The sequence below is a fragment of the Nocardiopsis oceani genome, from assembly GCF_054777395.1.
The window spans coordinates 1-23037 of the sequence record NZ_BAAHAR010000064.1 but is presented as its reverse complement, the minus strand read 5'-3'; the positions used below and the strand labels follow the sequence as shown (position 1 = coordinate 23037).

The window sequence follows — 23037 nt, the reverse complement described above, 5'->3', positions numbered from 1 at the left end:
GGCCCCTACAGTGGCCCCATTCCCGTGGTGCGTGCCAAGGAGTACGCACCGGGGCCACCGGTCGTGCGCGCGATCAAGTGGCCGAGTGTGAGCGAGATCGCGTGGGGTCTCGCATCGGACCGGATCGCGATCATGCTCTTCGTGGCGCTGATCGTCATGACGATGCTGGCGGCCGGCCCGCTGCACCCGGTCGACAACTTCCTGAACGAGTTCACCCGGCCCTACTGGGACACGCTGCGCGTGCCGCTCATCTACTGGCCGGACAACGTCGCGTCCCGTTACGTCGCGCTTCCGGTCCTGGGCGTGACCACGTTGCAGCTGGCCTACTGGCACCGGAGCTGGAGACCGATCATCCTGGGGGCGGGCGGCGTCTTCGGGATGATGTCGATGGTCTCCGTGATGAAGCTGCTGTTCAACCGGGGCCACGCCAAGAACTTCGACCCGGACTTCTTCTCCGGTGCGGGCAACGTGGCCTTCCCCTCCGGCCACGGAGCCAACGCGATCCTCATCTACGGGCTGGTGCTGTTCCTGATCATCAGGTTCGGCGCTGCGCGACCACACATCATCAGGCGGCTGGCCTACACGATCGTGGCCATCGCGATCCTGCAGTCGACCGTCTCGATCTACTTGCACTTCCACTGGTTCACGGACCTGGTGGCCGGGATGATCGCGGGCGGGTTCGCGCTCAGGCTCACGATCCGCCTGGACCGGATGATCCCGCACGGTCACACCGTCCAGTGGTGGCCCTGGTACGGCCGAGGATCCGAGGTCAAGACCTAGAACCACCGAACCTGAAAAGAACGCCCGTCGAGCATCTCGACGGGCGTTCTTCGCGTCTGAGGCCTTGCCTGAAATACCCCCAGGGGGTATACATGTTCCAAGGGCGCGCGGACATGGCAGGCATCCGCCGGTCAGATACCCGGCATGGGTATTTTCGGAAGTGGAGGGGGATCAACATGCGCACAGGTCAGCACGGTTCCGATCCGGCCGGGGCCGGCGGAGGGCACGGCGAGGACGAACACGGGGACCACGCGGATCACGGGGACCACGCGGATCACGGGGACCACGCGGATCACGGGGGCCATGGGGCTCACGGGGGCCACGGTGGCCACGCCGCGGTGTTCCGCACCCGGTTCTGGTGGAGCCTCCTCCTGAGCGTTCCCGTGGTGTTCACCAGCCACATGATCGCCGGGTGGCTCGGTTACGACGTGCCCGAAGCCCTCGCCTGGGTGCCGCCGGTCCTGGGCACGGTCGTCTACCTGTACGGCGGCTGGCCCTTCCTCGCCGGGGTTCCCGCCGAACTGCGCGATCGCAAGCCCGGCATGATGACCCTGGTCGCGATGGCGATCACGGTCGCCTTCGGTTCCAGCCTGCTGGCCACCTTCGGTGTGGTGGGCATGCAACTCGACTTCTGGTGGGAGCTCGTCCTCCTGGTCGTGGTGATGCTCCTCGGCCACTGGTTGGAAATGCGCGCCCTCGGGCAGGCGTCCGGTGCCCTGGAAGCCCTCGCCGCCCTGCTGCCGGACCGGGCGGAACGCGTCGGCCCTTCGGGGGAGGTCGAGGAGGTGCCCGTAGCCGAACTGCGCGCCGGGGACACCGTCCTGGTCCGCTCCGGAGGCCGGGTCTCCGCCGACGGCACCGTCGTCCGGGGGCGTGCTGCCGTGGACGAATCGATGATCACCGGTGAGTCCCGCACGGTCACCCGTGACGAGGGCGACCGGGTGGTCGCCGGGACCGTCGCCACCGACTCAGCGGTCCGGGTCCGGGTGGACGCGGTGGGCGACGACACCACCCTCGCCGGGATCCAGCGCCTGGTCAGCGAGGCACAGGAGTCCAAGTCGCGTTCGCAGGCACTGGCCGACCGGGCTGCGGCGCTGCTCTTCTGGTTCGCCCTGTCCGCAGCCGCCATCACCTCCGTGGTCTGGGGCCTGCTCCTCGGGGACTCGAGCCAGGCGGTCGAGAGAACCGTCACCGTCCTGGTCATCGCCTGCCCCCACGCGCTGGGGCTGGCCATCCCGCTGGTCATCGCGATCTCCACGACCCTGTCCGCGCGCAACGGCATCCTGGTCAAGGACCGCTTGGCCTTGGAGCGCACCCGGCTGGTGGACACGGTCCTCTTCGACAAGACCGGAACCCTGACCAAGGGCGCCCCGGCGGTCACCGACACCGCGGTCGTCCACGGGCAGAGTACGGAACGGGTCCTGGCGCTGGCCGGAGCGGTAGAGGCGGACTCCGAGCACCCGCTGGCCAAGGCGATCGTCCGAGCCGCCGGGCAGTCGGCTCCCGTGCCCGCGGCCACGGACTTCCAGTCACTCACCGGTCGCGGCGTCCGGGCCTCCGTGGACGGCATGAACGCGTACGTGGGCGGACCCTCGCTGCTGGACTGGCTCGGTGCCGCCGAACCCGCGGAGCTGGTCGAGCGCACGCGTCCTTGGCGGGACCAAGGGGCGACCGTCCTCCACGTGGTGGCTGACGGCGCGGTGGTCGGCGCCGTGGCGCTGGCCGACGAGGTCCGGCCCGAGTCGGCCTCGGCCGTCCGCCAGCTCCACGATCAGGGCATCCGGGTGGCGATGGTCACCGGTGACGCCCGCAACGTGGCCGACGCGGTCGCCGGGAAGCTGGGCCTGGACGAGGTGTTCGCGCAGGTCCTGCCGGACCAGAAGGATGCCGTGGTCCGTGATCTGCAGGAGCGCGGCCACCGGGTCGCCATGGTCGGCGACGGGGTCAACGACGCACCGGCACTGGCCAGGGCGGACGTGGGTATCGCGATCGGTGCCGGCACCGACGTGGCGATCGAGTCCGCGGGCGTGGTGCTGGCCTCGGACGATCCGCGCGGCGTGGTGTCGGTGCGCAGGCTGTCCAAGTCCGGGTACCGCAAGATGCTCCAGAACCTGGTGTGGGCCGCCGGCTACAACATCGCGGCGGTCCCGCTGGCCGCCGGGGTGCTGGCCCCGATCGGCATCGTCCTCGCCCCGGCGGTGGGCGCCGTGCTGATGAGCCTGTCGACCATCATTGTCGCGCTCAACGCCCAAGTCCTGAGGGGCCTGGACCTGCGCCCCGCCGACTGAACCCGGAATCCGGGCCCCGGGGCGGCAGTGGCCTGGGGTTCGGAAGTTGGGTGAATTGGGGGTGTTGACACGTGTGGTGACGGTGCATATCGTCCCTGCAATGGTAAGCGCTTTCCAGTGTCAGGGGTCGGCTGTTCTGCCTCCGGGATAGTGCCCGGCCCCGCGGCCACAAAGGTGTGGCCGACCACCCCCCACATCAAGGAGTGAGCGTTAACATGCGCACCACACGAACTCGGCGCACCGGTTCCCCGGCGGTCGTCCTCATCGCGGCCGGAGCCGGCGCCGGAGCACTGGCCCTCGGCCTCCTCGCAGTGCCGGACGGACAGTCTCCCGCGGATACCGTCTCCACCGACGGGGACTCCGCGCCGCTCCAGGACGCCCCGTCCGGCTGGGCCGGTGAGAACGGCGGTACCACCGGCGGCGCCGAAGGCGACACCGTCACCGTCAGCAGCGGCGACGAACTCCTCGACGCCCTCGAGGCGGATGGACCGCAGGTCATCGAGGTCAGCGGCTCGATCGAGATCTCCGGTATGAACAACGTCTCGTCGGACACCACGGTCGTCGGCCAGGACGGTGCCGAGATCACCGGCGGCGGTCTGAACGTGAGCGACGTCAGCAACGTCATCATCCGCAACATCGCCTTCGCCGACTGGGACGACGACGCCGTCAATGTCGAAGAGGGCGCCACCAACGTCTGGGTCGACCACAACAGCTTCACCAACGGCTACGACGGGGCCGTCGACATCAAGCGGGAGGCGGACTTCATCACCGTCTCCTGGAACCACTTCTTCGACCACGACAAGACGTCCATCGTCGGGCACGACGATGGCCACACCGACGACGAGGGCTACCTCCGGGTGACCTACCACCACAACTACTTCGACGGCACCGACACCCGCCACCCGCGGGTCCGCTTCGGCAACCCCGTGCACGTCTACAACAACTACTACCGGGACAACGAGGAGTACGGCGTCGCCTCCACGATGGACGCCGGTGTGCTCGTCGAGGGCAACTACTTCGAGGGCGTCGACAACCCCACGCACACCGGGTACGCCGACTCCGACGACGGCGCGATCGAGGAGAGCGACAACGTCTACGACGATTCCGGTGAACCCGAGGTCGGCGGCACTGTGGAGTCGATCCCCTACGACTACACCCTGGATCCGGCGGAGGACATCCCCGACGTCGTGACTTCCGGCGCCGGGCCTGGCAACATCTAGAGGGTCGCGGACTCCCTCTTGTAGCGGGAGAGGGCTCGTGACGAAGGCCGCCGCCTCGACCGGTTACGAGGCGGCGGCCACTCTGCTTCCCGGGGCGCCCCCTGCTCTGGGAGAGGCGCCGAAGGTTTCACGTGAAACACCTGGTCACTCACTGCCCCAACCCGTGTCCGCTCGAAGGCGGGAGTGGTCCTCGCGCGCGGACACAGGGGCGGGGTGGTCCAGGCAGTGGCCCATCGCACGGTGCCACTTGTTGCCGCGCAGGGCGGGTTCGAGCGCGGCTAGGGCCGCCGCGTACTTGCTGAACCGGGCCTCGCGGATCCCAAGCTCGTGCAGTCGCCGTTCCGTGCCGGTCAGCCCGCCCTTGGTCTTGATCTCCAAGAGCATCGTGTCCGGCCGCATCTGCACGGCCCAGCCGCCCCGGTACCCGACCAGGTTGTGGTCGATGGTGACCCGCTCTTCCCCGGAGAGGTCCACCACGGTGGTGCGGTGGTAGTCGGTCACCGCGGAGGGCGTCAGAACGTCCGGAGGGTTCAGGCGGCAGCGGCCCAGCGCACGGTCGAGGAAGCTCCGGGTCGCCGGAGTCAGCCGGTCGGCGGGGGCGCTCATCGGCAGCTCAACGCGCACTTTGTCGGTGATTCCGCGCGCGCCCTTCAGCTTCACCTCGAACATCCTCGTGTCCGTGTCCACGTAGGTGCGGGTCCGCACCTTGTAGCGGAGCCGCCGCCCCTGGCGGTGGTCGTGGAAGGTCCGCAGTTCGGGGGTATCCAGGTAGGTGGACGAGTACAGGAAGGAGGTCCGGCCCCCGATCTCCATCACCGCGAACCGCTCCTCGGCCCCGGCGAACAGGGCGGACATCAGCTCGGTGGGGACCAGGTACTTGCGGCAGGTGCGGGTCACCAGGGCGGCGCGCTCGTTGACTTCCGCGAGGGACACGGAAGGCAGGTGCGCCAACCCCGGCGGGCCAACGGGTGCGTCTGTGTCCGGTGGGCGGGCGTCGGGTCTGGTGGCGTCGGTCGTACGGGGGATCGCCGGAGCGGCGGTCGCGGGGATCAACGGCCACCCCACCAAGCGGGCATCGGCTGGCGGCGTCCGGCGGCCGGGCCCGGTGCGGACTCCAGCTTCGGCTCCTGGAAGCGCACGTCCACCACCATGAGGTCGCGTACGTAGTCCACCTCGGTGACGTCCACCTGCTGTACCCGGCCGCGCAGACGTCCCTCCAGGTCCTGCCGGAGCGCCACCGGGTCCTCGTGCACCACGTCCAGCGTCATGATCCGGCGCTGGGTGCGGGCCAACAGCTTGGGATGCCCGGCCACGAACAGGGCGGACAGCAGCAGGGCGTTGAGCCCCAGCAGGAGCCACGGGGTCGGGGCGGCCACGGCGTTCACCAGGCCGAGCGCGATCGCGATGAAGTAGTACCCGATCTCGCCCTGGCTGATGGTGTCCGAGCGCAGCCGCAGGATCGAGAGCACACCGAAGAGGCCGAAGCCGACGGCCAGCCCCACCTCCTGTTGGGTCAGCATCGACACCACGGCGAAGATGCCGACGTTGAGTGCCACGTAGGCGAGCACCAGGTCCCGCCGACCGTGTCGGCGGAAGTACAGGACGTAGGACAAGAGCGTGATCGCGGTCAGGTCGACCGCAAGAGCGAACCAGAACATGGTGACTATCCTGTGCCGCTCCGGTGAGGCCTTCATGAGTGTCGGATGAAGGAACCCTCATCTTTCCCTCGGCGGGTTGTCATCGTTCCCGGCGGTCCGGGGACCGCCCGGTCACGCGCCCTCCCGGTCACCCGGTCACCCGGTCACCCGGTCAACCGGTAGCCCATGCCCCGCACCGTCACGATGCGCTCCGAACCCACCTTGCGGCGCAGTGCGCGCACGAACACGTCCACCACGTTGGATCCGGGGTCGTAGTCGTAGCCCCACACGTGCGACAGCATCTGCTGGCGGCTCAGGACCTGTCCCTGGTGCCTCATGAGCAGCTCCAACAGGGAGAACTCCCGAGCGGTGAGGTCGACCGACCGCTCGCCCACCGCCACCCGGCGGGTCCTCAGGTCCAGGGAGAGCCCGCCGACGTGCAGCACCGTGAGGTCGGCGGTGCGCTCCGTGCGCATCCGCAACCGCACCCGGGCCAGGAGCTCCTCGAACCTGAACGGTTTGGTGACGTAGTCGTCGGCCCCGATCTCCAGCCCCGTCACGGTGTCGCGGACCCCGTCCCGGGCGGTCAGGATCACCACCGGGATGTCCACACCCAGCGAGCGCAGCCTCCGGAGCACGTCGAACCCGTCGGTGTCCGGGAGGCCCAGGTCCAGCAGCATCAGGTCGAAACCGCCGGTGACGGCGTAGTCCACGGCCTCCGCACCCGTGCCCACCACCGTGGTGGTGAACCCGCTGGCGGTCAGGCCCTTCTGGACGAACGAGGCGATACGTTCCTCGTCCTCGACGATGAGTACCCGGCTCACAGGTGCTCCCTTCCGGTTCGGGGGTCGATCGGGATGACCAGGGTGAAGGTGGAACCCGCGCCGGGGGCCGAACGCAGGTCCACCCGGCCCCGGTGCGCTTCGGCGATGGCCCGGACGATCGCCAGGCCGAGCCCGGCGCCCCGGTCGCCGCGTGCGGTGCGCCCGCCGCGGGAAAAGCGTTCGAAGACGCGGCCGTGGTCCTCTGCCGGGATGCCGGGCCCCTGGTCGGACACCCAGAAGTAGACCTCGGAGCCGCGGATCGCCGAGCCGATCCGCACGGTGGAGTCGGGACCGTACCGGACGGCGTTGGCCGCGAGCTGGATCATCGCCTGGGTGACCCGTTGCTGGTCCAGGCGCGCGGTGCCTTCGCCGATTGCCTCCAAGTTCCAGCGGCGGTCGCCGAGCTGGCGGACCTTGGCGTCGATGTCGCTGGTGAGCTCGGCGAGGGAGACGGGGGAGGGGCGGACGAAGTCGGGTTGCTGGGCCTTGGCGAGCAGCAGCAGGTCCTCGACGATGCGCCCCATCCGGTCCAGCTCGTCGGTGACCAGCCGCACCACCTCCTGGCGCTCCTCAGGGTCGTCGCCCATGAGCTCCAGGTGCCCCCGCACGATCGTGATGGGGGTGCGCAGTTCGTGCCCGGCGTCGTCCACGAACCGGCGCTGCGCGGTGAACGCGCCCTCCAACCGGTCGAGCATGCTGTTGAACTGCTCGGCCAGCGCGGCGATGTCGTCCCGCCCGGACACCTCGATGCGCTGCGTAAGGTCCTCTTCGGAGATCTCTGCGGCGGTCTGGCGGACCAGGCGGGCCGGGGCGAGGATACGGCCGGCCACCCACCAGGCGGCGGTCGCTGCGGCGAGCAGGCCGAGGGCGCTCACCAAGGCGAGGGTTCCCATGGTCCCGGCGGTGTTGGCGCGGTCCTCAGCGGTGAAGTAGCCGATCACGAACCACCCGCCGCCGCTGTCCTGGCCCTCCGGCGGGTGCGCCCGGATCTTCTCCCACTCGACCGGACCTGCGGGGGTGTCCAGGACGCCCCGGGCGTCAGGGGACTCCAGGATCTCCTCGGTCATCGCCGGGTCGGCGGACAGGTCGTACGGCGGCTCCTGCCCTTGGCGGATGCGCCCGGCCTCGGTGGGTCCGCCGTCCCCTGGACCACCGGCACGCGACCTGGTGGACTCCGTCTCCTCGACCCAGCCGAAGAGGATCTCGGAGTCCTCCGGATACTGGCGCTGCAAGTGGACGCGCATGAGGGAGGCGAGGTCGGTGAAGGGTTCACCGGTGGTGGGGTCCGCACCGACCGCCGCGAACTCCTCGAACTCGGCGATCTCTTGGGAGAGCGCCTGGTCGACCCGCTCGTCCGTGCGTGCTGTCAGAGCGCTCCATGTGACCAGGTTGACCAGCACGAGGACGGCGGCCATGAGGAGGACCACCCATCCCATGATGATGAGCCGCGCCGGGACCCTGCGGTGCTGGGGCAGCTCCGGCTGGGGGCCGCGCAGGACCAGCGTCGGGAAGATCGAGGTAGCGCCCGACCGCGCGGGTTTGGAGGTGCCGGGCGGCGGGACCCGGACGGTGGTGGCGTCGGGATCGGAGCCACCGGTTCCCGAGGGGCGGTCAGTCGTCATCGTCGTCGTCCTCGAACCTGTCTTCCAGGCAGTCGTCCCACCAGTCGTCCCATTCGTCCTCACCCCAGCCGTCGTAGTCCGCGTTGTCGTCGTAACAGGCGAAGGGGGGATCGGAGGTCGGCGGTGTTTCCGGCGCCGGGGTCTCCGCCGGGGTGTCCGCCGGGGGCTCGGTCGGGGACAGGTCGGGGTCGTCTTCGTCGGGCGTGCCGTCCCCGTCGTGGTCGGTGACGGCAGGGGGCCCGTCGACCACGCCGTCGTCCGTGGATTCGACGGCGGGGGCGTCGGGCGACTCGCCGACCACCACCTCGCTCGGCGGATGGGGCTCGGGCCCTCGGATGAACAGTGCCCAGAGCAGGGCGACGGCCGCGACGGCGAGGACCGTCAACGTCCCGAAGACCAGCGGCACCAGAGGTGATCTCATACCTGTCGAGCATCCACGGGGAAGGCGGCGTCCGCATGAAGCGGACATGAGGAACTCTTCATTCTCGCAGGTCGACAGCTGGCCGCGCGCTAAGGCGGGGTGTTAGTAGCGGCGGCCGCGGAGCTCGGCGACGAGAACGGCTGCCTGGGTGCGGCGCTTGAGGTCCAGCTTGGCCAGCAGTGCGGACACGTAGTTCTTCACGGTCTTCTCGGCCAGGTAGAGCCGTTCGCCGATCTGCCGGTTGGTCATGCCCTCGCCGATGAGGTCGAGGATCTGCCGTTCCTGCGGGGTCAGCTCGGCCAGCGGGTCGGGTTCGGCCTGCGAGCCGCGCAGCCGGTCCAGCATCGCGCCGGTGCTGCCCGAGTCCAGCAGGGAACCGCCCGCGGCGACCGTGCGCACCGCGCCGACCAGGTCGGCGCCGTGGATCTGCTTGAGCACGTACCCGGCGGCACCGGCCATGACCGCGTCGTAGAGGGCGTCCTCGTCCGCGAACGAGGTGAGCATCAGGCAGGCGATCCCGGGGTGGTCGGAGCGGATCTCGCGGCACACCTGGACGCCCGAACCGCCGGGGAGCCGCACATCGAGTACGGCGACGTCGGGCAGGACGACGGGGATCCGTGACAGCGCCTGTTCGGCCGTTCCGGCCTCGCCGACCACGGTCATGTCGTCCTCGGTCTCCAAGAGCGCGGCCACACCGCGCCGGACGACCTCGTGGTCGTCTACGAGGAAGACCCGGATCTGCCTCCGAGCGCTCTCGGCTCCATCGCCCGTCATCGGTCCTCCCTCATCCCGCGTCTGTGCGCACGTGACACCACAGGAAGACCGTAATACCTCCGAGGGGGGCGACGGTGGTCCTAAGGCAATAAACCCCCCGGGCAAAGGTCCTGGAATCGGACAAAAATCCTGCCCGGGGGGTGAAGTGCCTGATCACGGCTGGTGCGGGTGTGACTACTCGCGCCCTATCGTCACCAGTCCGTCACCAGTCCGTCACCAAGGATCCCGCGTGCCGTGGCGGTCTACCTCCCCGTGCCACGGTGGTTCCCGCCATGGCACGGGGGGCGCGTCGGCCTCAGGGGTGCTGTCCGGACCACGGGCTGGCCAACTCGTAGGCGCGGCAGGCGCGCAGCACCCGACGGTCGGCGTGGCGGGCCCCCACCACCTGCAGGCCGATCGGCAGGCCCGACTCGCTGAACCCGCACGGCACGCTCGCGGCGGGCTGCTGCGTCATGTTGAACGGGTAGCTGAACCCGGCGTAGGAGGTCCACCGCCGCCCGGCCAGCTCCGGTGGCGACTCCAGCCCCGCCTCGAAGGCCACGTTCGGCATGGTCGGGGTGATCAGCAGGTCGTAGGTCTCGTGGAAGTGCCCCATCCGGATGCCCATCGCCATCCGGAGCGCCATCGCGGTCAGGTAGTCCTGGGCGGAGTAAGTCAACCCCTCCGCGATGATCTCCCGCAGACCCGGGTCCTGGAGCTCCCGGTCCCGATCGGTGAGGTGCTCGGTGGCCTTGGCCGCACCCGAGTACCAGAGCACCTTGAACTCTTCCACGGACTCGGGCAGCCCCGGGTCGGCCTCCTCCACCTTCGCGCCCAGGGACTCGAAGACCCGCACGGCAGCGTCGACCGCGCGGGCCACCTCCGGGTCCACGGCCAAGCCGCCCAGCGTGGGGCTGTAGGCGATGCGCAACCCCCGGACGAGCTCCTCGGGGTCGGTGCCGCGACCGGCGTCGGCCAGCCCGGGGCCCGGCGTCGGCATCGCCATCCAGTCCCGGGAGTCGAATCCGGACGTCACGTCCAGCATCAGCGCCATGTCGCCGACGGTCCGTGCCATCGGCCCGGTGTGGGCAAGCGACCCGAACGGGCTCGCCGGGTAGTGCGGGACCAGCCCCCACGTGGGCTTGATCCCGCAGACCCCGGTGTAGCTGGCCGGGATGCGGATGGACCCGCCCCCGTCCGTCCCTGTGGACAGCGGGCCCATCCCTGCGGCCACCGCCGCCGCGGAGCCCCCGCTGGAGCCGCCGGGGGTGGTGGACAGGTCCCAAGGGTTGCGCGTGATCCCGTTGAGGGGGTTGTCCGTGACACCCTTCCAGGCCAGCTCGGGGGTGGTGGTCTTGCCGACGAAGACCGCGCCGTGCTCGCGCATCCGGGCCACGACCGGGGAGTCCTCCTCCCACGGGCCCTCTTGGGGGGTGGTCACCGAACCCTTGAGGGTGGGCCAGCCCTTGGTCAGGTGGATGTCCTTGACCGAGGCGGGCACGCCGTCCAGGCGCCCCTCGGGTTCGCCGCGCCGCCACCGTTCGGCGGAGGCGCGCGCGGCCTCCCTCGCCTCCTCCGGACGCACCAGGCAGAACGCGTTGAGCGCGGGGTTGTCCTGCTCGATGCGCTCGAGTACCGACTCCACCGCCTCCACCGGGGAGAGCTCCCCGGTGGAGTAGGCGTGCAGCAGTTGCTCGGCGGACAGGTCGGCCGGTGTCACGGGATCTCCGGAGCGTGCCAGCGGGACGCCGCGAACGGCCCCCGCGTCGGCTCCGGCGGAGCCTGCGGCCGCACCGACGGCCGTGCCGGCGTTGTCGGTCTCGGCCCGGTCGGAACGGATCGTCACTTCAGCCTCCCAAATCACGCGAAGGGTCAGCCGGGCACGTAGCCCCGGCTCTTGTCCACGACATTGCGCAGTTCCTGCCCGTCCAGGTACCGGGCGAGGTTGTCCAGGAACAGCTCGACCAGGTCCTCGCGCCAACCGACCACGTCACCGGACATGTGCGGCGAGACGATGGATCCGGGCAGGCCCCACAGCGGGTTGATGGCCTTGAGCGGTTCCCGTTCGAAGACGTCCAGTGCCGCACCGGCGATCGCGCCCCGGTCCAGGGCGGCGACCAGGTCGGACTGGACGACGATGGGGCCGCGGGCGATGTTGATCAGCCGCGCGGTGGGCTTCATGAGGTCGAGGAAGTGCCGGTCGACCAGGCCCTGGGTGGCCTTCGTGAGCGGGGCGGCGACGACCACGTAGTCGGCCTCGGGGAGCTCGCCGTGCAGGGTCGGGCCGCCGTCGGCCGCCCGCTCGGCCAGGCTGGACTCGGCGACGGTGCCGAAGTCGGGGTCGCCGCCGCGGGCGTGGCTGCCCGAGGCGCCGACCTCCATCCCGACCGCTTGGAGCTTGTGCGCGATGGCGCGGCCGATGGGCCCGGTGCCGACGACGAGGGCGCGTTTACCCGTCACCCGTTCGGTTTCGCGGTGCTTCCAGCGGCGGTCGTGCTGGTACTCCCAGGTGCGGTGGAAGTCCTTTGCGAAGGAGATGACCAGGCCCAGGACGTACTCGGCGATGTGCTCGTCGAAGACCCCGCGGGAGTTGGTGACGACGGCGTCGCTCTCGACCAGACCGGGGAACATCAGGTTGTCCACGCCGGTGGTCGCGGCGTGCACCCAGCGCAGGGAATCGGCCTTGGGCCAGGCGGTGGACAGCGCTTCGGTGAACAGGTCCCAGACGAGCAGCGCGTCCGTGCCTGGCAGTTTGGCGGACAGTTCGTCGGCGGTGGTGTAGACGACCTCACCGAGCCCCGGATGGCCGTCGATGCGCTCGTGGCCTGGGGGGAGGTCGTCACCGTGCAGCACGAGGAGACGGGGACGATCGGGCGCAGAAAGGGTGGTGGGACTGTTCACGGGCGCGCTTTCCGGTTGCGACGGTCACTTGCTTGGCCGCCGGGGGTGTGGGTTCGCCCTTGCACGAGAAACGCTAGGGAGCCGACATAGGATTGTCAACAATCCACAAAACGGTTGTTCTGTGCGAAAGGGGCATTGCACACTGGTCCCGACGCAGTGGGGATACCCGCACGTCCGGAGGTCTATTGCCGCCCCCGGCAGATGGATCGTAAGATTGTAGACAATCCACAGTCGCACGACCGCGGACGGATGCCAAGGATCCCGAACCCAAGCGTCGAAGGGGCCCGACTTGCCCAGGTACATGACCGTCACGCTCGCCAAACGCGGGGTCTCCTGCGTCGCCGAGCTGCTCGACAAGGACGCCCCCCGTACCTGCGAGGCGGTGTGGAACGCCCTTCCGCAGGGCGACGCCGTCCAACACGCCAAGTACGCGCGCAACGAGGTCTACACCATGGTCCCGAGGTTCGCCGACCCCGAACCGGGCCAAGAGAACCCCACCGTCACACCGATCCCCGGCGACCTCGTCTACTTCTCCTTCGACGGGGGCATGCTCGACCGCTCCTTCAAGGAGGACAAGGGCATCAGCCACCTGCCGGGCGTCATCGACCTCGCCCTCTTCTACGGGCGCAACAACCTCCTCCTCAACGGTGACGTGGGTTGGGTGCCCGGCAACGTGTTCGCCACTGTCGTCGAGAACCTGCCCGCCATGGCCGAGGCCTGCAACGACGTCTGGCGCTCCGGCAGTGTCGGCGAGCGCCTCCTGTACGACCGGCTCGACCGCTGAGACACGACCCCGTGTCCGCGAACACGACCCCTCCGAACACGTGCCGCCGGGCACGTGTCAACTCATGCCGTTTCGCAAGTCCGACACGAGAAGCACAGCCTGGGAGGTGAGTGACCGATGTGGACCGAAGGAACCCGACCGGCCCCTGAAGGTGACGCCGGACAAGCAAACTCGCACGTACCCGACCTGGGCGTCGAGAACGAGGTCGTCGAACTGCCGGGGTCGAACACGCCCCCGTGGCAGTCGGGGATCGGTGTGATCGCGCCCTACGACTTCGCGCTCGACCGCGAACTGTGGCGGTGGGCACCCGACGACATCTCGCTGCACGTCACCCGCCTGCCCTACGTGCACGTGCCGGTGACGGTCGACCAGGCCGCCGCTCTCAGCAAGGGCAAGGCGGTGACCAAAGCAGTACGCGCGCTCCTCGCCCCCGAGCCACTGGCCGTCGGTTACGCCTGTGCCTCAGGCAGCTTCGTCCACGGGGCCGAGGGGGAACGCAAGCTCCACCGCACCATCGTGGACGCGGGCGCACCGGCGGCCGCCACCACGTCCGGGGCGCTGATCCGTGCCCTGGAGAGCCTGGACGTGAACCGGATCGCGGTGGTCACCCCCTACGTGGACAGTGTGACCGACCGCCTGCTCGACTACCTCGCCGAGCACCACATCGGGGTCACCTCCAGCGTCGGGCTCGGCCTGCTCAGCCACATCTGGAGGGTCACCTACGCCGAGGTCGCCCGCGCGGTGCACGAGGTGGACCGCCCGGACGCGCAGGCCGTGTACATCAGCTGCACCAACGTCCTCACCTACGACATCATCGCGCCCCTGGAACGTGAGCTGGGCAAACCGGTGATCGCGGCCAACCAGGTCACCATGTGGGCGCTGCTGCGCGCCGCCGACCGGCGGGCCGTCGCCCACGGACAGCGGCTGATCGACGCGGCGGCGCCCAGCGTCGTCTGACCGCCCGCCCCGGAGCTAGGAGAAACATGACCCGAGTCGGATTCCTCTACCCCGGCTACAGCGCCGAGGACGACTACAAGACCTTCACGGGGCTGCTCGGCGGGGAGGTCGAGCTCCCCGTGGTGCACACCCTCATGCGGGTGGACGCCCACCGGGTGGACGCCCTGCTGGACGTGGGCAGCGAGGACGTGCTCGCCGAAGGCGCCCGCGAGCTCGCCGCCATGGACGTCGATTCCGCCGTGTGGGCCTGCACGAGCGGAAGCTTCGTGTTCGGCTGGGAGGGCGCCCGGCAGCAGGTTGAGCGGGTGCGCGAGGTGGCGGGCGCCCCGGCGTCCAGCACCTCCTTCGCTTTCGTACACGCCCTGGGCCAGCTCCGCGCGTCCCGGGTCGCGATCGCCGCGACCTATCCGGACGACGTCGCCCAGCGCTTCGTGGAGTTCCTCACCGAGGCGGGTGTCACCGTGCTGTCCATGGGCAGCCACGGCATCGCCACCGCGGCCGAGGTGGGAGGACTCGACCCCAACGACGCGGTCGACTTCGTCGTCGCCAACGACCACCCGGAGGCCGACGCGGTCCTCGTCCCGGACACCGCCCTGCACAGCGCCGACCTCATCGATCCGTTGGAGGCCCTCCTGGGCAAGACGGTGCTCACCGCGAACCAGGTGAGCATCTGGGAGGGGCTCCGGCTCGCCGGTGAGTGCGGTGCCCGGCCCGGCCCGGGCGCCCTGTTCCGCTCCGGCCCGGCCGCGGTCCGGAGCGTCTTCGACGGCGCCTAGGGCGTATGGCGTGTATGACGCGGAAGGTGCGGACGGCGCGGAAACATCCGGAAGAGGGTCTAGCCTCGGTTTCTGTCCGCTTCGCACGCTCGTGTCCTCATCCGTCCTGAGTCCGAGGTAGGACCCGAACCCGAGGTACACCCCGAGTCCCATCCAGCCCCAAGGGCCCTGACACCCAGCACCCAAGGGAAGGAAACCCCATGTCTGTCCCCGGTCAGCTCAGACCCGTTCCCCGGAGGTCCACCGCCGAACTGATCGCCGACCAACTGCGGTCAGCGATCATGTACGGATCCCTCTCACCGGGGGACCAGCTCGGTGAGGCCGAACTCGCGGGGCAGCTCGGGGTCAGCAGGGGTCCGCTCCGCGAGGCCATGCAGCGCCTGGTCCAGGAGGGTCTGCTCCGCAGTGAACGGCACAGGGGCCTGTTCGTCCGTGAGCTGGCGCCGGAGGATGTCCGGGACATCTACGTCGCCCGGCTCGCGGTGGAGCGGACCGCCTGCCAGCTGATCATGCGGGGCAACCGGGGTGAGGCCCTGGCCCGCCTCACCCCGGCCTTGGGCCGACTGGCCGAGGCCACCGCGGGGGCCGACCGGGGCGCGATGAGCGACGCCGACCAGGAGTTCCACCAGACCCTGGTGAGCTGCGCCGGCAATTCGCGCCTGGAGCGCATGGCCCAGACTCTGCTGGTGGAGACCCGGATGTGCCTGACAGTGATGCAGGAGGTGTACCCCGAACCCGGTGAGCTGCTGGACGAGCACCAGCGCATCCTCGACGCGATCGTGGACGGGGCCGAGGACCGCCTTCTGGAGCTCATCGAGTCGCACATGGTCGACACCGTCGAGCGCATCAACGCCGAGACGGCGGGCCGATCCGGCGCCCTGTCGTCGGAGGAGGACGACGAACAGGCCGGGGCCTGAGTCCGTTGCACCGACCGGGAAGGGCCGTTCCGGGCTCGCGGGGAAAGTCTGTGCGGACCCGCTTGGGAAGGCCCGTCCGGGGCCGCGCGGGAATTCCCGGTGACTCGCTGCGAGGAAATGTGCCGTATTGGTTGCGTAGGGGTGGGTATTCCGTGCTAGCGTCCTTTTCGGGCGGCGCATAAAGGCCATTTCGGGCCTCAGGCGACGCCGTCCTCCCCTGCCTCTGGAAGGAACCCCCGGTGTTTGGACCCCACGGCCCCGCGAGCGCCCCCGGCGCCCGTGCCGTCGTGCTGTCCGCGCCGCTCCGACGGGCCCTGGTGCTCGTCGGCCTCCTCATGGGGACCCTCCTCGGTGCTTGGATCCTGGGGTCTTCGACCGCAGAGGCCGAGGAGATCCCGCTGGTCGGGGACGCTGAACTGGTGGACGAGGCCCAGCCGACGGAGGACGCCCCACCGGCGGCCGGGAACGAGCCGGTGCTGGAAACCGAGCCGCTGGAGGACACCGACCCGGTCGGTGAAACCCTCACCGACGTCACTGAGGAGACCACCGCGACCGCGCGCGACGTCTCCGAGACGGTCGTCCCCGAGGTTTCGGTCCAGGGCACCGACATCGTCGAGCCGGTCCACGACACCCTCGACGGCGTCACCGCGGAACTCGACGGCCACATCGACGACACCGCCACCGGCCTGAACGGTCAGGACGGCGAAGAGGCCGCCCAGCAGCCGGACCAGGGGGGCGAGCAAGCTCAGGAGTCCGGTGCCGAGTCCGAGCCCAAGAGCCCTGTGCGCCCGCAAGAGGGCCCGCACGTGATGGACGACCTCCCCGAGTCCGTCGACACCGCCACCGAGGCCGTCGCCACCGACGACGCCTCCGGGGCCGAAACCGGGTCCCACCATCACGCCGCGCAGATCAGCGCGGCCACCGCCGCCGCGAACAGCGGCGCGGCGCCCGGCGCGGCCGTCGCGGGCTTCCTGCCCGTCACCGGCGCCCCCGCCCCGGAGCCCGGCCTGAACCAGGCCGCCCGGCACGTCCTACACGCGGTGCCCAGCGCCGCCGCGGACGAGCCGACCTTCGCACCCGACTAACGGGTTCTGTTCTCCCTCTCCGTCGCCTTCCCGCGACATTCCGCCTGCACGCGCCCCTGCCCAGCCACGGCCCGCACCGCCACGGTGAGCGACCGGCCGACAGCTCTGGGGACTGACGCGGGCTCCGCTCTCCCGAGAAAGCGGATCCCACGTCAGTCAGCGGCCAGCCAGGCCACCGACTGAAACCCCGGCCGGGAACGCCCCGCTTCCGTCCAACCTCGCGGGCCCCGGCCGGACCACCCGCTCGAACCGGCGAACGGAATCCGGAAGGATCCTCATGCTCATCAACGCCCGTACCTCCGCCAAGACCCTCTTCGTAGCCGCCGGTGCCGCCGGATTCGTTGCCCTGGGCAACGGCTTCGCCGCCGCCGACACCCTCGAAGGCGTCGCGGGCGGGATCGACACCGGCGTTCCGGCGGAGCTCCCCGCCGTCGACACCGCCGTTCCCGCCGCCGACCTGCCCAACGTGCCCGAGGTGGCGGACGTGCCCGAGGTGGCGGACGTGCCGGACGTCGACACCGACATCGTGGACACCGAGGTCCCCGCCGTCGGTGACGTCGAGGAGACCGTCGGCGGCGCCGACGTGGACGGCCTGACCGACGAGGTCGTGGACACCGACGCCGTGGACACCGACGCCGTCGACACGGACGCCGTGGACACCGACCTGGTCGACGGCCTGGTCTAGTCCCCACAAGACCGTGTGCCCCCGCTGTTGGGGCGGGGCACACGGCCTCGGACGGCAATCAGGGACGGGCCAGCACTGACGGCGGCGCCAGTGGGACCGTGGGGGTCCACGGCGCGTACCGGCGGGCCCGGGGGATCGGGAGGAGTCCCCGTCGTCCGAGGTGCCTCCAGCGGCCCTGGAGGGGGATCGGAGGTCTGCGGCCTGGGCGGGTAACGCAGGTTCCTCCTCCGGGGCCGTGCCCCGTCATGGCACCCCGAAAGCCGGGGTGCCATGACCCGTTTCTCGAAAACGGACCATTCCCGCTTTCTTTTACGGTGTCGTATTTCAGAGGTTGAAGGGACTATGCGCGGAAAAGCGAGAACCAGGTAAGAACGAGAACTAGGTAAGGCCGCCGATTCCGACGTACTTGGTGTCCAGGAACTCGTCGATACCGACTCGGCCGCCCTCCCGGCCGAGGCCGGAGTGCTTGACCCCGCCGAACGGCGCCGCGGGGTTGGAGACCACGCCCTGGTTGAGCCCGACCATGCCGGTCTCCAGGGCCTCACTGACCCGCATCGCCCGGTTGAGATCCTGGGTGTACAGGTAGCTGACCAGACCGAACTCGGTGTCGTTGGCGGCCTCGACCGCTTCCTCCTCCGTCTCGAAGGACAGCACCGGCGCCACCGGGCCGAAGATCTCGGTGTTGGACAGCTCAGCGGCGAACGGCACGTCGGCGAGCACGGTCGGCTGGTAGAAGTGCCCCGGTCCGTCACCCGGACCGCCGCCCACGAGCACGCGCGCGCCCCGATCCACGGCGTCGTCCACAAGGTCCTGCACCTTCTGCCGGGCCTTGTCGTCGATCAACGGGCCCACGTCCGCGTTGTCGTCCATCCCTCGGCCGAGGCGGAGCGCACCCATGCGCTCGCTGAGGCGCCGGGAGAACTCCTCGGCGATCCCGGCCTGCGCGTAGATGCGGTTGGCCGCCGTGCACGCCTCACCGATGTTGCGCATCTTGGCGAGCATCGCCCCGTCCACCGCCGCGTCCAGGTCTGCGTCGTCGAACACCAGGAACGGCGCGTTGCCGCCCAGTTCCATGGAGGTGCGCAGCACCTGGCTGGCGCTCTGCTCCAGCAGTTTCCTGCCCACGGCGGTGGATCCGGTGAAGGACAGCTTGCGGATCCGGCCGTCGGTGAGGAGGGGCTCGGTGATCCCGCCAGCATCGGTGGTGGGCAGGACGCTCAGCACGCCCTCTGGCAGGCCCGCCTCGGCGAGGATGTCCGCCAGCGCCAGCGCGCAGAGGGGTGTCTGCTGGGCGGGCTTGAGGATCATCGTGCACCCGGCGGCGATGGCCGGGCCGATCTTGCGGGTTCCCATCGCCATGGGGAAGTTCCAGGGGGTGATGAGCATGCAGGGGCCGACCGGCTGGTGCATCACGAGGAACCGTGACTTGCCGTCGGGCGAGGTGGAGAACCCGCCGTCGATCCGCACGGCCTCCTCGGCGAACCACCGGAAGAACTCAGCGGCGTAGGCGATCTCGCCGCGGGCCTCGGCGAGGGGTTTGCCCATCTCAAGGGTCATCAGGACCGCCAGGTCCTCCTGGCGCTCCATGAGCAGCTGGTGGCTCCGGTAGAGGATCTCGCTGCGCTGGCGGGGCGAGACCTTGGCCCAGCTCGGCTGGGTGCGCGCCGCCACGTCCAGGGCGCTCAGGGCGTCCTCCTTGCCGGCGTTGGCGACCTCGCACAGCACCTTGCGGGTTGAGGGGTCCTCGACCCCGAAGGTGGCGCCGGAGGAGGCGTCCCGCCATTTCCCACCCAGGAAGACCCTCTTGTCCACCTGTGCGATGACCCGTGCTTCCTGATCCGACATGTTCTCTCCTCCGTCGACGGGCCGACCCGGTACGGGTGGCCTTGTGGTCAGAACTGCCCGACGTGCGCCCGCTGGACACCGCCGCGCCCCGGATGTTTCCATAGCAGCGTCGATTGTCAACAATCCTACGGAACTCGATACAAGGAATTGAGGCTCGCATGGCGGAGCTCTCCCCGGCCCTCAAGCAGGCGACCCCGGTCCTCGCCGCACGAGGCGAGGGTGTCTACATCTACGACGAGGACGACCGCCGCTACCTGGACTTCACCGCGGGGATCGGTGTCACCAGCACGGGGCACTGCCACCCCAAGGTGGTGGCCGCCGCCCAGGAGCAGGTCGCGACGCTGATCCACGGCCAGTACACCACCGTGATGCACCGGCCCCTCCTGCGACTCACCGAGCGACTCGGCGAGGTGCTCCCCGAAGGCGTCGACCGCCTGTTCTACGTGAACTCCGGCAGTGAGGCGGTGGAGTCCGCCCTGCGCCTGGCCCGCCAGGCCACCGGACGACAGAACGCGGTGGTCTTCCAGGGCTCCTTCCACGGCCGCACCATGGGGGCCGCATCCCTGACCACCTCAGGCGTGAAGATCCGCGCGGGCATCGGCCCGCTCGTTCCGGGAGTCGTGGTCTCGCCCTTCCCGTACGCCTACCGGCTGGGTATGTCCGAGGCAGACGCTGTGGCCTACGCCCTCCGCGAGCTCGACTACCAGTTCGCCACCGTGACCTCCCCGAAGGACACCGCCGCGGTGTTCATCGAACCGGTCCTCGGCGAGGGCGGCTACGTGCCGGTGCCCGACGCCTTCCTCCAAGGCCTGCGCGAGCGGGCCGACGAGCACGGGTTCCTGCTGGTCATGGACGAGGTGCAGACCGGATTCGGTCGGACCGGCACCTTCTGGGGGCACGAGCACTCGGGTGTGCGCCCCGACATCGTCATCACCGCCAAGGGCCTGGCCAGCGGTTTCCCGCTCTCCGCCATCGCCGCGCCCGCGTCGATCATGGACAAGGCCTGGCCGGGTTCCCAGGGCGGCACCTACGGCGGCAACGCGGTGTCCACCGCCGCCGCCCTGGCCACGCTGGACGTGATCCAGGAGGAAGGCCTCGTGGAGAACTCCGCCCGCCAGGGAGAGCGGCTCCACCAGGGCCTCGCCAAGATCGCGGAGACCCACCCGGGCATCGGTGACGTGCGAGGCCGGGGCCTGATGCAGGCCAACGAGTTCGTGAAGGCCGATGGAACCCCCGACGGTGCCGCCGCCCAGAGGGCCCAGCAGGCCGCCGCGCAGAACGGCCTCCTGCTCCTGACCTGCGGTCCCGCCGGAAACGTCGTGCGCTTCATCCCGGCGCTCGTCGTCAACGCCGACCAAGTCGATACCGCCCTCGAGCTGTGGGCGGCCACCGTGGAGGAAACCTCCTGACCACCCCGGACGCCGCCGGACCCCCGGCGGCGTCCGCATGGCCCGTGTCACACAGAAAAAGGGCGCGAAGGCACTCCAGCACCGTGATAGAGTCGGAGACGTCGCAAGGGAGAGCCCAAGGGTTCACCCGGGCGACACACAACTGAAGACCTGCACTCGTAGCTCAATGGATAGAGCATCTGACTACGGATCAGAAGGTTGGGGGTTCGAGTCCTCCCGAGTGCGCCACCATGAGACAGTGGCAGAGCGGCCCTGAGCAGCGGAAACGCAGCTCTGGGCCGTTTTGTGTGCAGCTCGGACGCACGTACGACTTCAGCGTGGGAGCCAAGTGGACTCCAGACCGGACCGGCTCTGACCTGTAGTTCTTCCCGCAGAGTCCCGTGGGAGCCAACCGTTTCAGATGGTGGGCCACTTTCCGCCGGATTGCGATTCCGGTATTCACGCTCTCAGAGCACCATCCCTTTGATTCAAGGTAGAACCTAACCATCAGCAAGCCTTTCAAGGTCAGTGCCCCGACCATGGACGGCGAAACGCTGCGTGGACAGCGTCTGGTCGATGGCGGTGCATCGACCACCTGTGTCCGGACCAGCTCTGAGCCGCTGAAGAGTCCACGTGGACGGGGGGTCGAGACTGGCATGCTCGCGTATCCGAATAGCGCCTATTCGAGGCCGGACTCTTGCTGAACCATCACGGAGAGTCGTGGTCAGCGGCGTAGCGGCTCCAGGGCCGCCCGCGTCTGAAGCAATCCGGATGATGGTCTTGTCGTGGAAGCCCAACGAGCGCGCGATGACGGGTGCGGGGGCCTGGAGGACGAGTTGGCGCAAGGCCGAGGTGCGGACCTGATGGGTCGGGATGCCCATGATGCGCAGGTGATCGGCCAGGGTGCCTGGGTTGAGTGGTTGCCCTGCCCGGCGGCCCGGGAACTGGCCGTAGGTAAACGCACCCGGCCCACCCGGCCCACCCGGCTGGGGTGGGCGGTGCGGTGGGGCACCGTGCGCATGCTCGGCATCTTCCAGGCCGACCGCCCCACCCGGGTGCCTGAGCGCGCGGTGGCCTTCGTCTCCGACCAGCTCGACGTCGACCCCGGATGCCCGCCAGGTCGTGCTCGCGCATCACGCGGGCAACCTTCTTGTGGTTGACCCGTTGGCCCTCGCGGGCGTGTTCGTTGAGGTCGGCGGTGATCCGGGGGACCCCGTAGGCGGGGTCGCCGCCTTGTTTGGGGTCCTGCAGGACATGGATCTGCTGGGCCAGGGCCAGGTCCGCGCTCTGGCGTGCCGCCCGGGCGGGGGCGGCCTGGAGCCAGGCGTAGAACGAGGACCGGGCCAGGCCGATGACCTCGCACAACCGCTTCACCTCGAAGGTGTGTCGGTGGTCGGCAACGAACTGGAAGCGGTTCAGGAGCCGTCAATTAACTACTGCTTGATTTGATGTTGGTCTCGTAGTTGGCGATCGCGTTCTGGAGGGCCTCGATCGTGCGGGGCGGGTGGGTCCGCCGGGGCTGGGCGAGGAGTGCGGCTATATCGGGGGAGGCGAAGGCCAGCAGCGGCATGGTCCGGTGCGCGTGGTAGCTCAGGGTGTTGCGGTCCCGGCCGAGCAGTCGGGCCGCCAGGGTGAGGGTGACGGTGTTGCGGCGGCTCAAAACGGCAGCCAGTACACGGTGGCGGTGGTCGAGGAAGCCGAAACCGGGGTTGTATCCGCGCCGGTTGATGCCCTTCTTCTTCTCGCGCTCGGTCTCGGCCAAGATCCGGCGGCAGGGCTCGAGTTCCTCCACGAGCTGCTCGAACTGCTCTCGGGACATGCCGGTCAGCGCGGGGTGGGTGAGTAGGAGGGTGGCCTTGGCCGGGATCGGGGGTGCCTTCGCTTGCTCTGGTTCGGTCGGCGGTGCCCGCTCAGGGTCGTAGGGGGCGATGGTGTAGTTCCACTCTCCGTGGAAGTCGTCGCGGTCGATGCGCTCCGTGATGGCCTTGCGCTCGGCTGGGGTGAGTTTGCGGCCGGTGGGGTAGTCGTTCTCGTCCAGCGCGGCCCTGACGGTCAGGCCGGTGCGGGTCTGGGTGGCGGAGATGGTCTGGAGTAGCACCTCGTAGCTTGTCAGCGGTCGGCCGCGCAGACTGTGGGTGATGCGGGAGAACAGGC

Annotated in this window: 21 protein-coding genes, 1 tRNA gene and 1 pseudogene; 12 read left to right on the top strand and 11 right to left on the bottom strand. The window is 69.6% G+C overall.

The genetic code is table 11. The features are described 5' to 3' along the window. The first annotated feature begins 24 nt into the window (after positions 1 to 24). The 3 genes from ACYVDG_RS29605 (at position 25) to ACYVDG_RS29595 (ending at position 4288) form a co-directional block, all read left to right on the top strand. Positions 25 to 780, top strand: coding sequence for a phosphatase PAP2 family protein (locus tag ACYVDG_RS29605; protein ID WP_460761913.1), 756 nt, complete (start codon positions 25 to 27; stop codon positions 778 to 780). Between the two features lie 338 nt (positions 781 to 1118). After that, positions 1119 to 3068: a heavy metal translocating P-type ATPase gene (locus ACYVDG_RS29600; RefSeq protein ID WP_460761909.1), complete on the top strand. Its 1950-nt coding sequence runs from the start codon at positions 1119 to 1121 to the stop codon at positions 3066 to 3068. Between the two features lie 215 nt (positions 3069 to 3283). Continuing rightward, positions 3284 to 4288, top strand: a complete 1005-nt coding sequence (locus tag ACYVDG_RS29595; protein WP_460761873.1) for a pectate lyase family protein — start codon at positions 3284 to 3286, stop codon at positions 4286 to 4288. Positions 4289 to 4432: 144 nt separating this feature from the next. Here the strand turns inward: ACYVDG_RS29595 and ACYVDG_RS29590 are convergent, their stop codons facing one another. The 8 genes from ACYVDG_RS29590 to ACYVDG_RS29555 form a co-directional block, all read right to left on the bottom strand. Beyond that, the gene (locus ACYVDG_RS29590) at positions 4433 to 5221 is read right to left on the bottom strand and encodes a polyphosphate polymerase domain-containing protein (RefSeq protein WP_460761868.1); all 789 of its coding nucleotides are present in this window, start codon (positions 5219 to 5221) and stop codon (positions 4433 to 4435) included. 116 nt (positions 5222 to 5337) lie between these two features. After that, positions 5338 to 5946 (bottom strand): DUF4956 domain-containing protein, encoded by a 609-nt coding sequence (locus ACYVDG_RS29585; protein ID WP_460761863.1) that lies wholly within the window; start codon positions 5944 to 5946, stop codon positions 5338 to 5340. 143 nt (positions 5947 to 6089) lie between these two features. After that, positions 6090 to 6749 (bottom strand): response regulator transcription factor, encoded by a 660-nt coding sequence (locus ACYVDG_RS29580; protein WP_460761858.1) that lies wholly within the window; start codon positions 6747 to 6749, stop codon positions 6090 to 6092. Further along, positions 6746 to 8371 (bottom strand): sensor histidine kinase, encoded by a 1626-nt coding sequence (locus ACYVDG_RS29575; protein ID WP_460761855.1) that lies wholly within the window; start codon positions 8369 to 8371, stop codon positions 6746 to 6748. The genes ACYVDG_RS29580 and ACYVDG_RS29575 overlap by 4 nt, the downstream gene beginning before the upstream one ends. Further along, positions 8361 to 8792 (bottom strand): hypothetical protein, encoded by a 432-nt coding sequence (locus tag ACYVDG_RS29570; protein WP_460761851.1) that lies wholly within the window; start codon positions 8790 to 8792, stop codon positions 8361 to 8363. The genes ACYVDG_RS29575 and ACYVDG_RS29570 overlap by 11 nt, the downstream gene beginning before the upstream one ends. Positions 8793 to 8894: 102 nt before the next feature. Beyond that, a complete protein-coding gene (locus ACYVDG_RS29565; protein ID WP_460761847.1) occupies positions 8895 to 9566 on the bottom strand; it encodes a response regulator in 672 nt (223 codons plus the stop codon). A gap of 295 nt (positions 9567 to 9861) precedes the next feature. Continuing rightward, entirely contained in the window at positions 9862 to 11391 is a 1530-nt protein-coding gene (locus tag ACYVDG_RS29560) for an amidase (protein WP_460761844.1), read from the bottom strand. A 26-nt stretch (positions 11392 to 11417) separates the two neighbouring features. Continuing rightward, complete coding sequence (locus ACYVDG_RS29555) at positions 11418 to 12446, bottom strand: D-2-hydroxyacid dehydrogenase (RefSeq protein WP_460761839.1); 1029 nt, start codon at positions 12444 to 12446, stop codon at positions 11418 to 11420. A gap of 301 nt (positions 12447 to 12747) precedes the next feature. Between ACYVDG_RS29555 and ACYVDG_RS29550 the strand changes: the two genes are divergently transcribed. The 6 genes from ACYVDG_RS29550 (at position 12748) to ACYVDG_RS29525 (ending at position 17650) form a co-directional block, all read left to right on the top strand. Next, positions 12748 to 13230: a DUF3830 family protein gene (locus tag ACYVDG_RS29550; RefSeq protein WP_460761903.1), complete on the top strand. Its 483-nt coding sequence runs from the start codon at positions 12748 to 12750 to the stop codon at positions 13228 to 13230. 117 nt (positions 13231 to 13347) lie between these two features. Further along, positions 13348 to 14187, top strand: a complete 840-nt coding sequence (locus ACYVDG_RS29545) for a maleate cis-trans isomerase family protein (RefSeq protein ID WP_460761834.1) — start codon at positions 13348 to 13350, stop codon at positions 14185 to 14187. A 26-nt stretch (positions 14188 to 14213) separates the two neighbouring features. After that, positions 14214 to 14963: a maleate cis-trans isomerase family protein gene (locus ACYVDG_RS29540; RefSeq protein ID WP_460761831.1), complete on the top strand. Its 750-nt coding sequence runs from the start codon at positions 14214 to 14216 to the stop codon at positions 14961 to 14963. A 200-nt stretch (positions 14964 to 15163) separates the two neighbouring features. Further along, positions 15164 to 15880: a GntR family transcriptional regulator gene (locus ACYVDG_RS29535; RefSeq protein WP_460761828.1), complete on the top strand. Its 717-nt coding sequence runs from the start codon at positions 15164 to 15166 to the stop codon at positions 15878 to 15880. 239 nt (positions 15881 to 16119) lie between these two features. Continuing rightward, a complete protein-coding gene (locus ACYVDG_RS29530; protein ID WP_460761825.1) occupies positions 16120 to 16965 on the top strand; it encodes a hypothetical protein in 846 nt (281 codons plus the stop codon). A gap of 277 nt (positions 16966 to 17242) precedes the next feature. Beyond that, the gene (locus tag ACYVDG_RS29525; RefSeq protein ID WP_460761821.1) at positions 17243 to 17650 is read left to right on the top strand and encodes a hypothetical protein; all 408 of its coding nucleotides are present in this window, start codon (positions 17243 to 17245) and stop codon (positions 17648 to 17650) included. 378 nt (positions 17651 to 18028) lie between these two features. Here the strand turns inward: ACYVDG_RS29525 and ACYVDG_RS29520 are convergent, their stop codons facing one another. Continuing rightward, entirely contained in the window at positions 18029 to 19495 is a 1467-nt protein-coding gene (locus ACYVDG_RS29520) for an NAD-dependent succinate-semialdehyde dehydrogenase (protein ID WP_460761816.1), read from the bottom strand. Positions 19496 to 19653: 158 nt separating this feature from the next. Between ACYVDG_RS29520 and ACYVDG_RS29515 the strand changes: the two genes are divergently transcribed. The 3 genes from ACYVDG_RS29515 to ACYVDG_RS29505 all read left to right on the top strand — a co-directional run bounded on the left by ACYVDG_RS29515 (position 19654) and on the right by ACYVDG_RS29505 (position 22043). Beyond that, entirely contained in the window at positions 19654 to 20904 is a 1251-nt protein-coding gene (locus ACYVDG_RS29515; protein ID WP_460761810.1) for an aspartate aminotransferase family protein, read from the top strand. Between the two features lie 152 nt (positions 20905 to 21056). Further along, a tRNA-Arg gene (locus tag ACYVDG_RS29510) sits at positions 21057 to 21132 on the top strand. 614 nt (positions 21133 to 21746) lie between these two features. Continuing rightward, a complete protein-coding gene (locus tag ACYVDG_RS29505) occupies positions 21747 to 22043 on the top strand; it encodes a DUF4158 domain-containing protein (protein WP_460761900.1) in 297 nt (98 codons plus the stop codon). Here the strand turns inward: ACYVDG_RS29505 and ACYVDG_RS29500 are convergent. Together ACYVDG_RS29500 and ACYVDG_RS29495 are read right to left on the bottom strand one after the other, a co-directional pair. Beyond that, positions 22036 to 22257, bottom strand: a pseudogene (locus ACYVDG_RS29500) (IS3-like element ISTesp3 family transposase); the annotation flags it as partial. The gene ACYVDG_RS29505 and the pseudogene ACYVDG_RS29500 sit on opposite strands and share 8 nt — an antisense overlap. A 55-nt stretch (positions 22258 to 22312) precedes the next feature. Beyond that, on the bottom strand, positions 22313 to 23037 hold a 725-nt coding region (locus tag ACYVDG_RS29495; protein WP_460761805.1), incomplete at its 5' end, for an ISAzo13-like element transposase-related protein.

Excerpts from the sequence above, each read along its gene's own strand:
- ACYVDG_RS29595 (WP_460761873.1), top strand. The coding sequence starts at position 3,284 with ATGCGCACCACACGAACTCGGCGCACCGGTTCCCCGGCGGTCGTCCTC.
- ACYVDG_RS29585 (WP_460761863.1), bottom strand. The coding sequence starts at position 5,946 with ATGTTCTGGTTCGCTCTTGCGGTCGACCTGACCGCGATCACGCTCTTG.
- ACYVDG_RS29575 (WP_460761855.1), bottom strand. The coding sequence starts at position 8,371 with ATGACGACTGACCGCCCCTCGGGAACCGGTGGCTCCGATCCCGACGCC.
- ACYVDG_RS29570 (WP_460761851.1), bottom strand. The coding sequence starts at position 8,792 with ATGAGATCACCTCTGGTGCCGCTGGTCTTCGGGACGTTGACGGTCCTC.
- ACYVDG_RS29565 (WP_460761847.1), bottom strand. The coding sequence starts at position 9,566 with ATGACGGGCGATGGAGCCGAGAGCGCTCGGAGGCAGATCCGGGTCTTC.
- ACYVDG_RS29550 (WP_460761903.1), top strand. The coding sequence starts at position 12,748 with ATGACCGTCACGCTCGCCAAACGCGGGGTCTCCTGCGTCGCCGAGCTG.
- ACYVDG_RS29545 (WP_460761834.1), top strand. The coding sequence starts at position 13,348 with ATGTGGACCGAAGGAACCCGACCGGCCCCTGAAGGTGACGCCGGACAA.
- ACYVDG_RS29540 (WP_460761831.1), top strand. The coding sequence starts at position 14,214 with ATGACCCGAGTCGGATTCCTCTACCCCGGCTACAGCGCCGAGGACGAC.
- ACYVDG_RS29535 (WP_460761828.1), top strand. The coding sequence starts at position 15,164 with ATGTCTGTCCCCGGTCAGCTCAGACCCGTTCCCCGGAGGTCCACCGCC.
- ACYVDG_RS29525 (WP_460761821.1), top strand. The coding sequence starts at position 17,243 with ATGCTCATCAACGCCCGTACCTCCGCCAAGACCCTCTTCGTAGCCGCC.
- ACYVDG_RS29520 (WP_460761816.1), bottom strand. The coding sequence starts at position 19,495 with ATGTCGGATCAGGAAGCACGGGTCATCGCACAGGTGGACAAGAGGGTC.
- ACYVDG_RS29515 (WP_460761810.1), top strand. The coding sequence starts at position 19,654 with ATGGCGGAGCTCTCCCCGGCCCTCAAGCAGGCGACCCCGGTCCTCGCC.
- ACYVDG_RS29505 (WP_460761900.1), top strand. The coding sequence starts at position 21,747 with ATGGGTCGGGATGCCCATGATGCGCAGGTGATCGGCCAGGGTGCCTGG.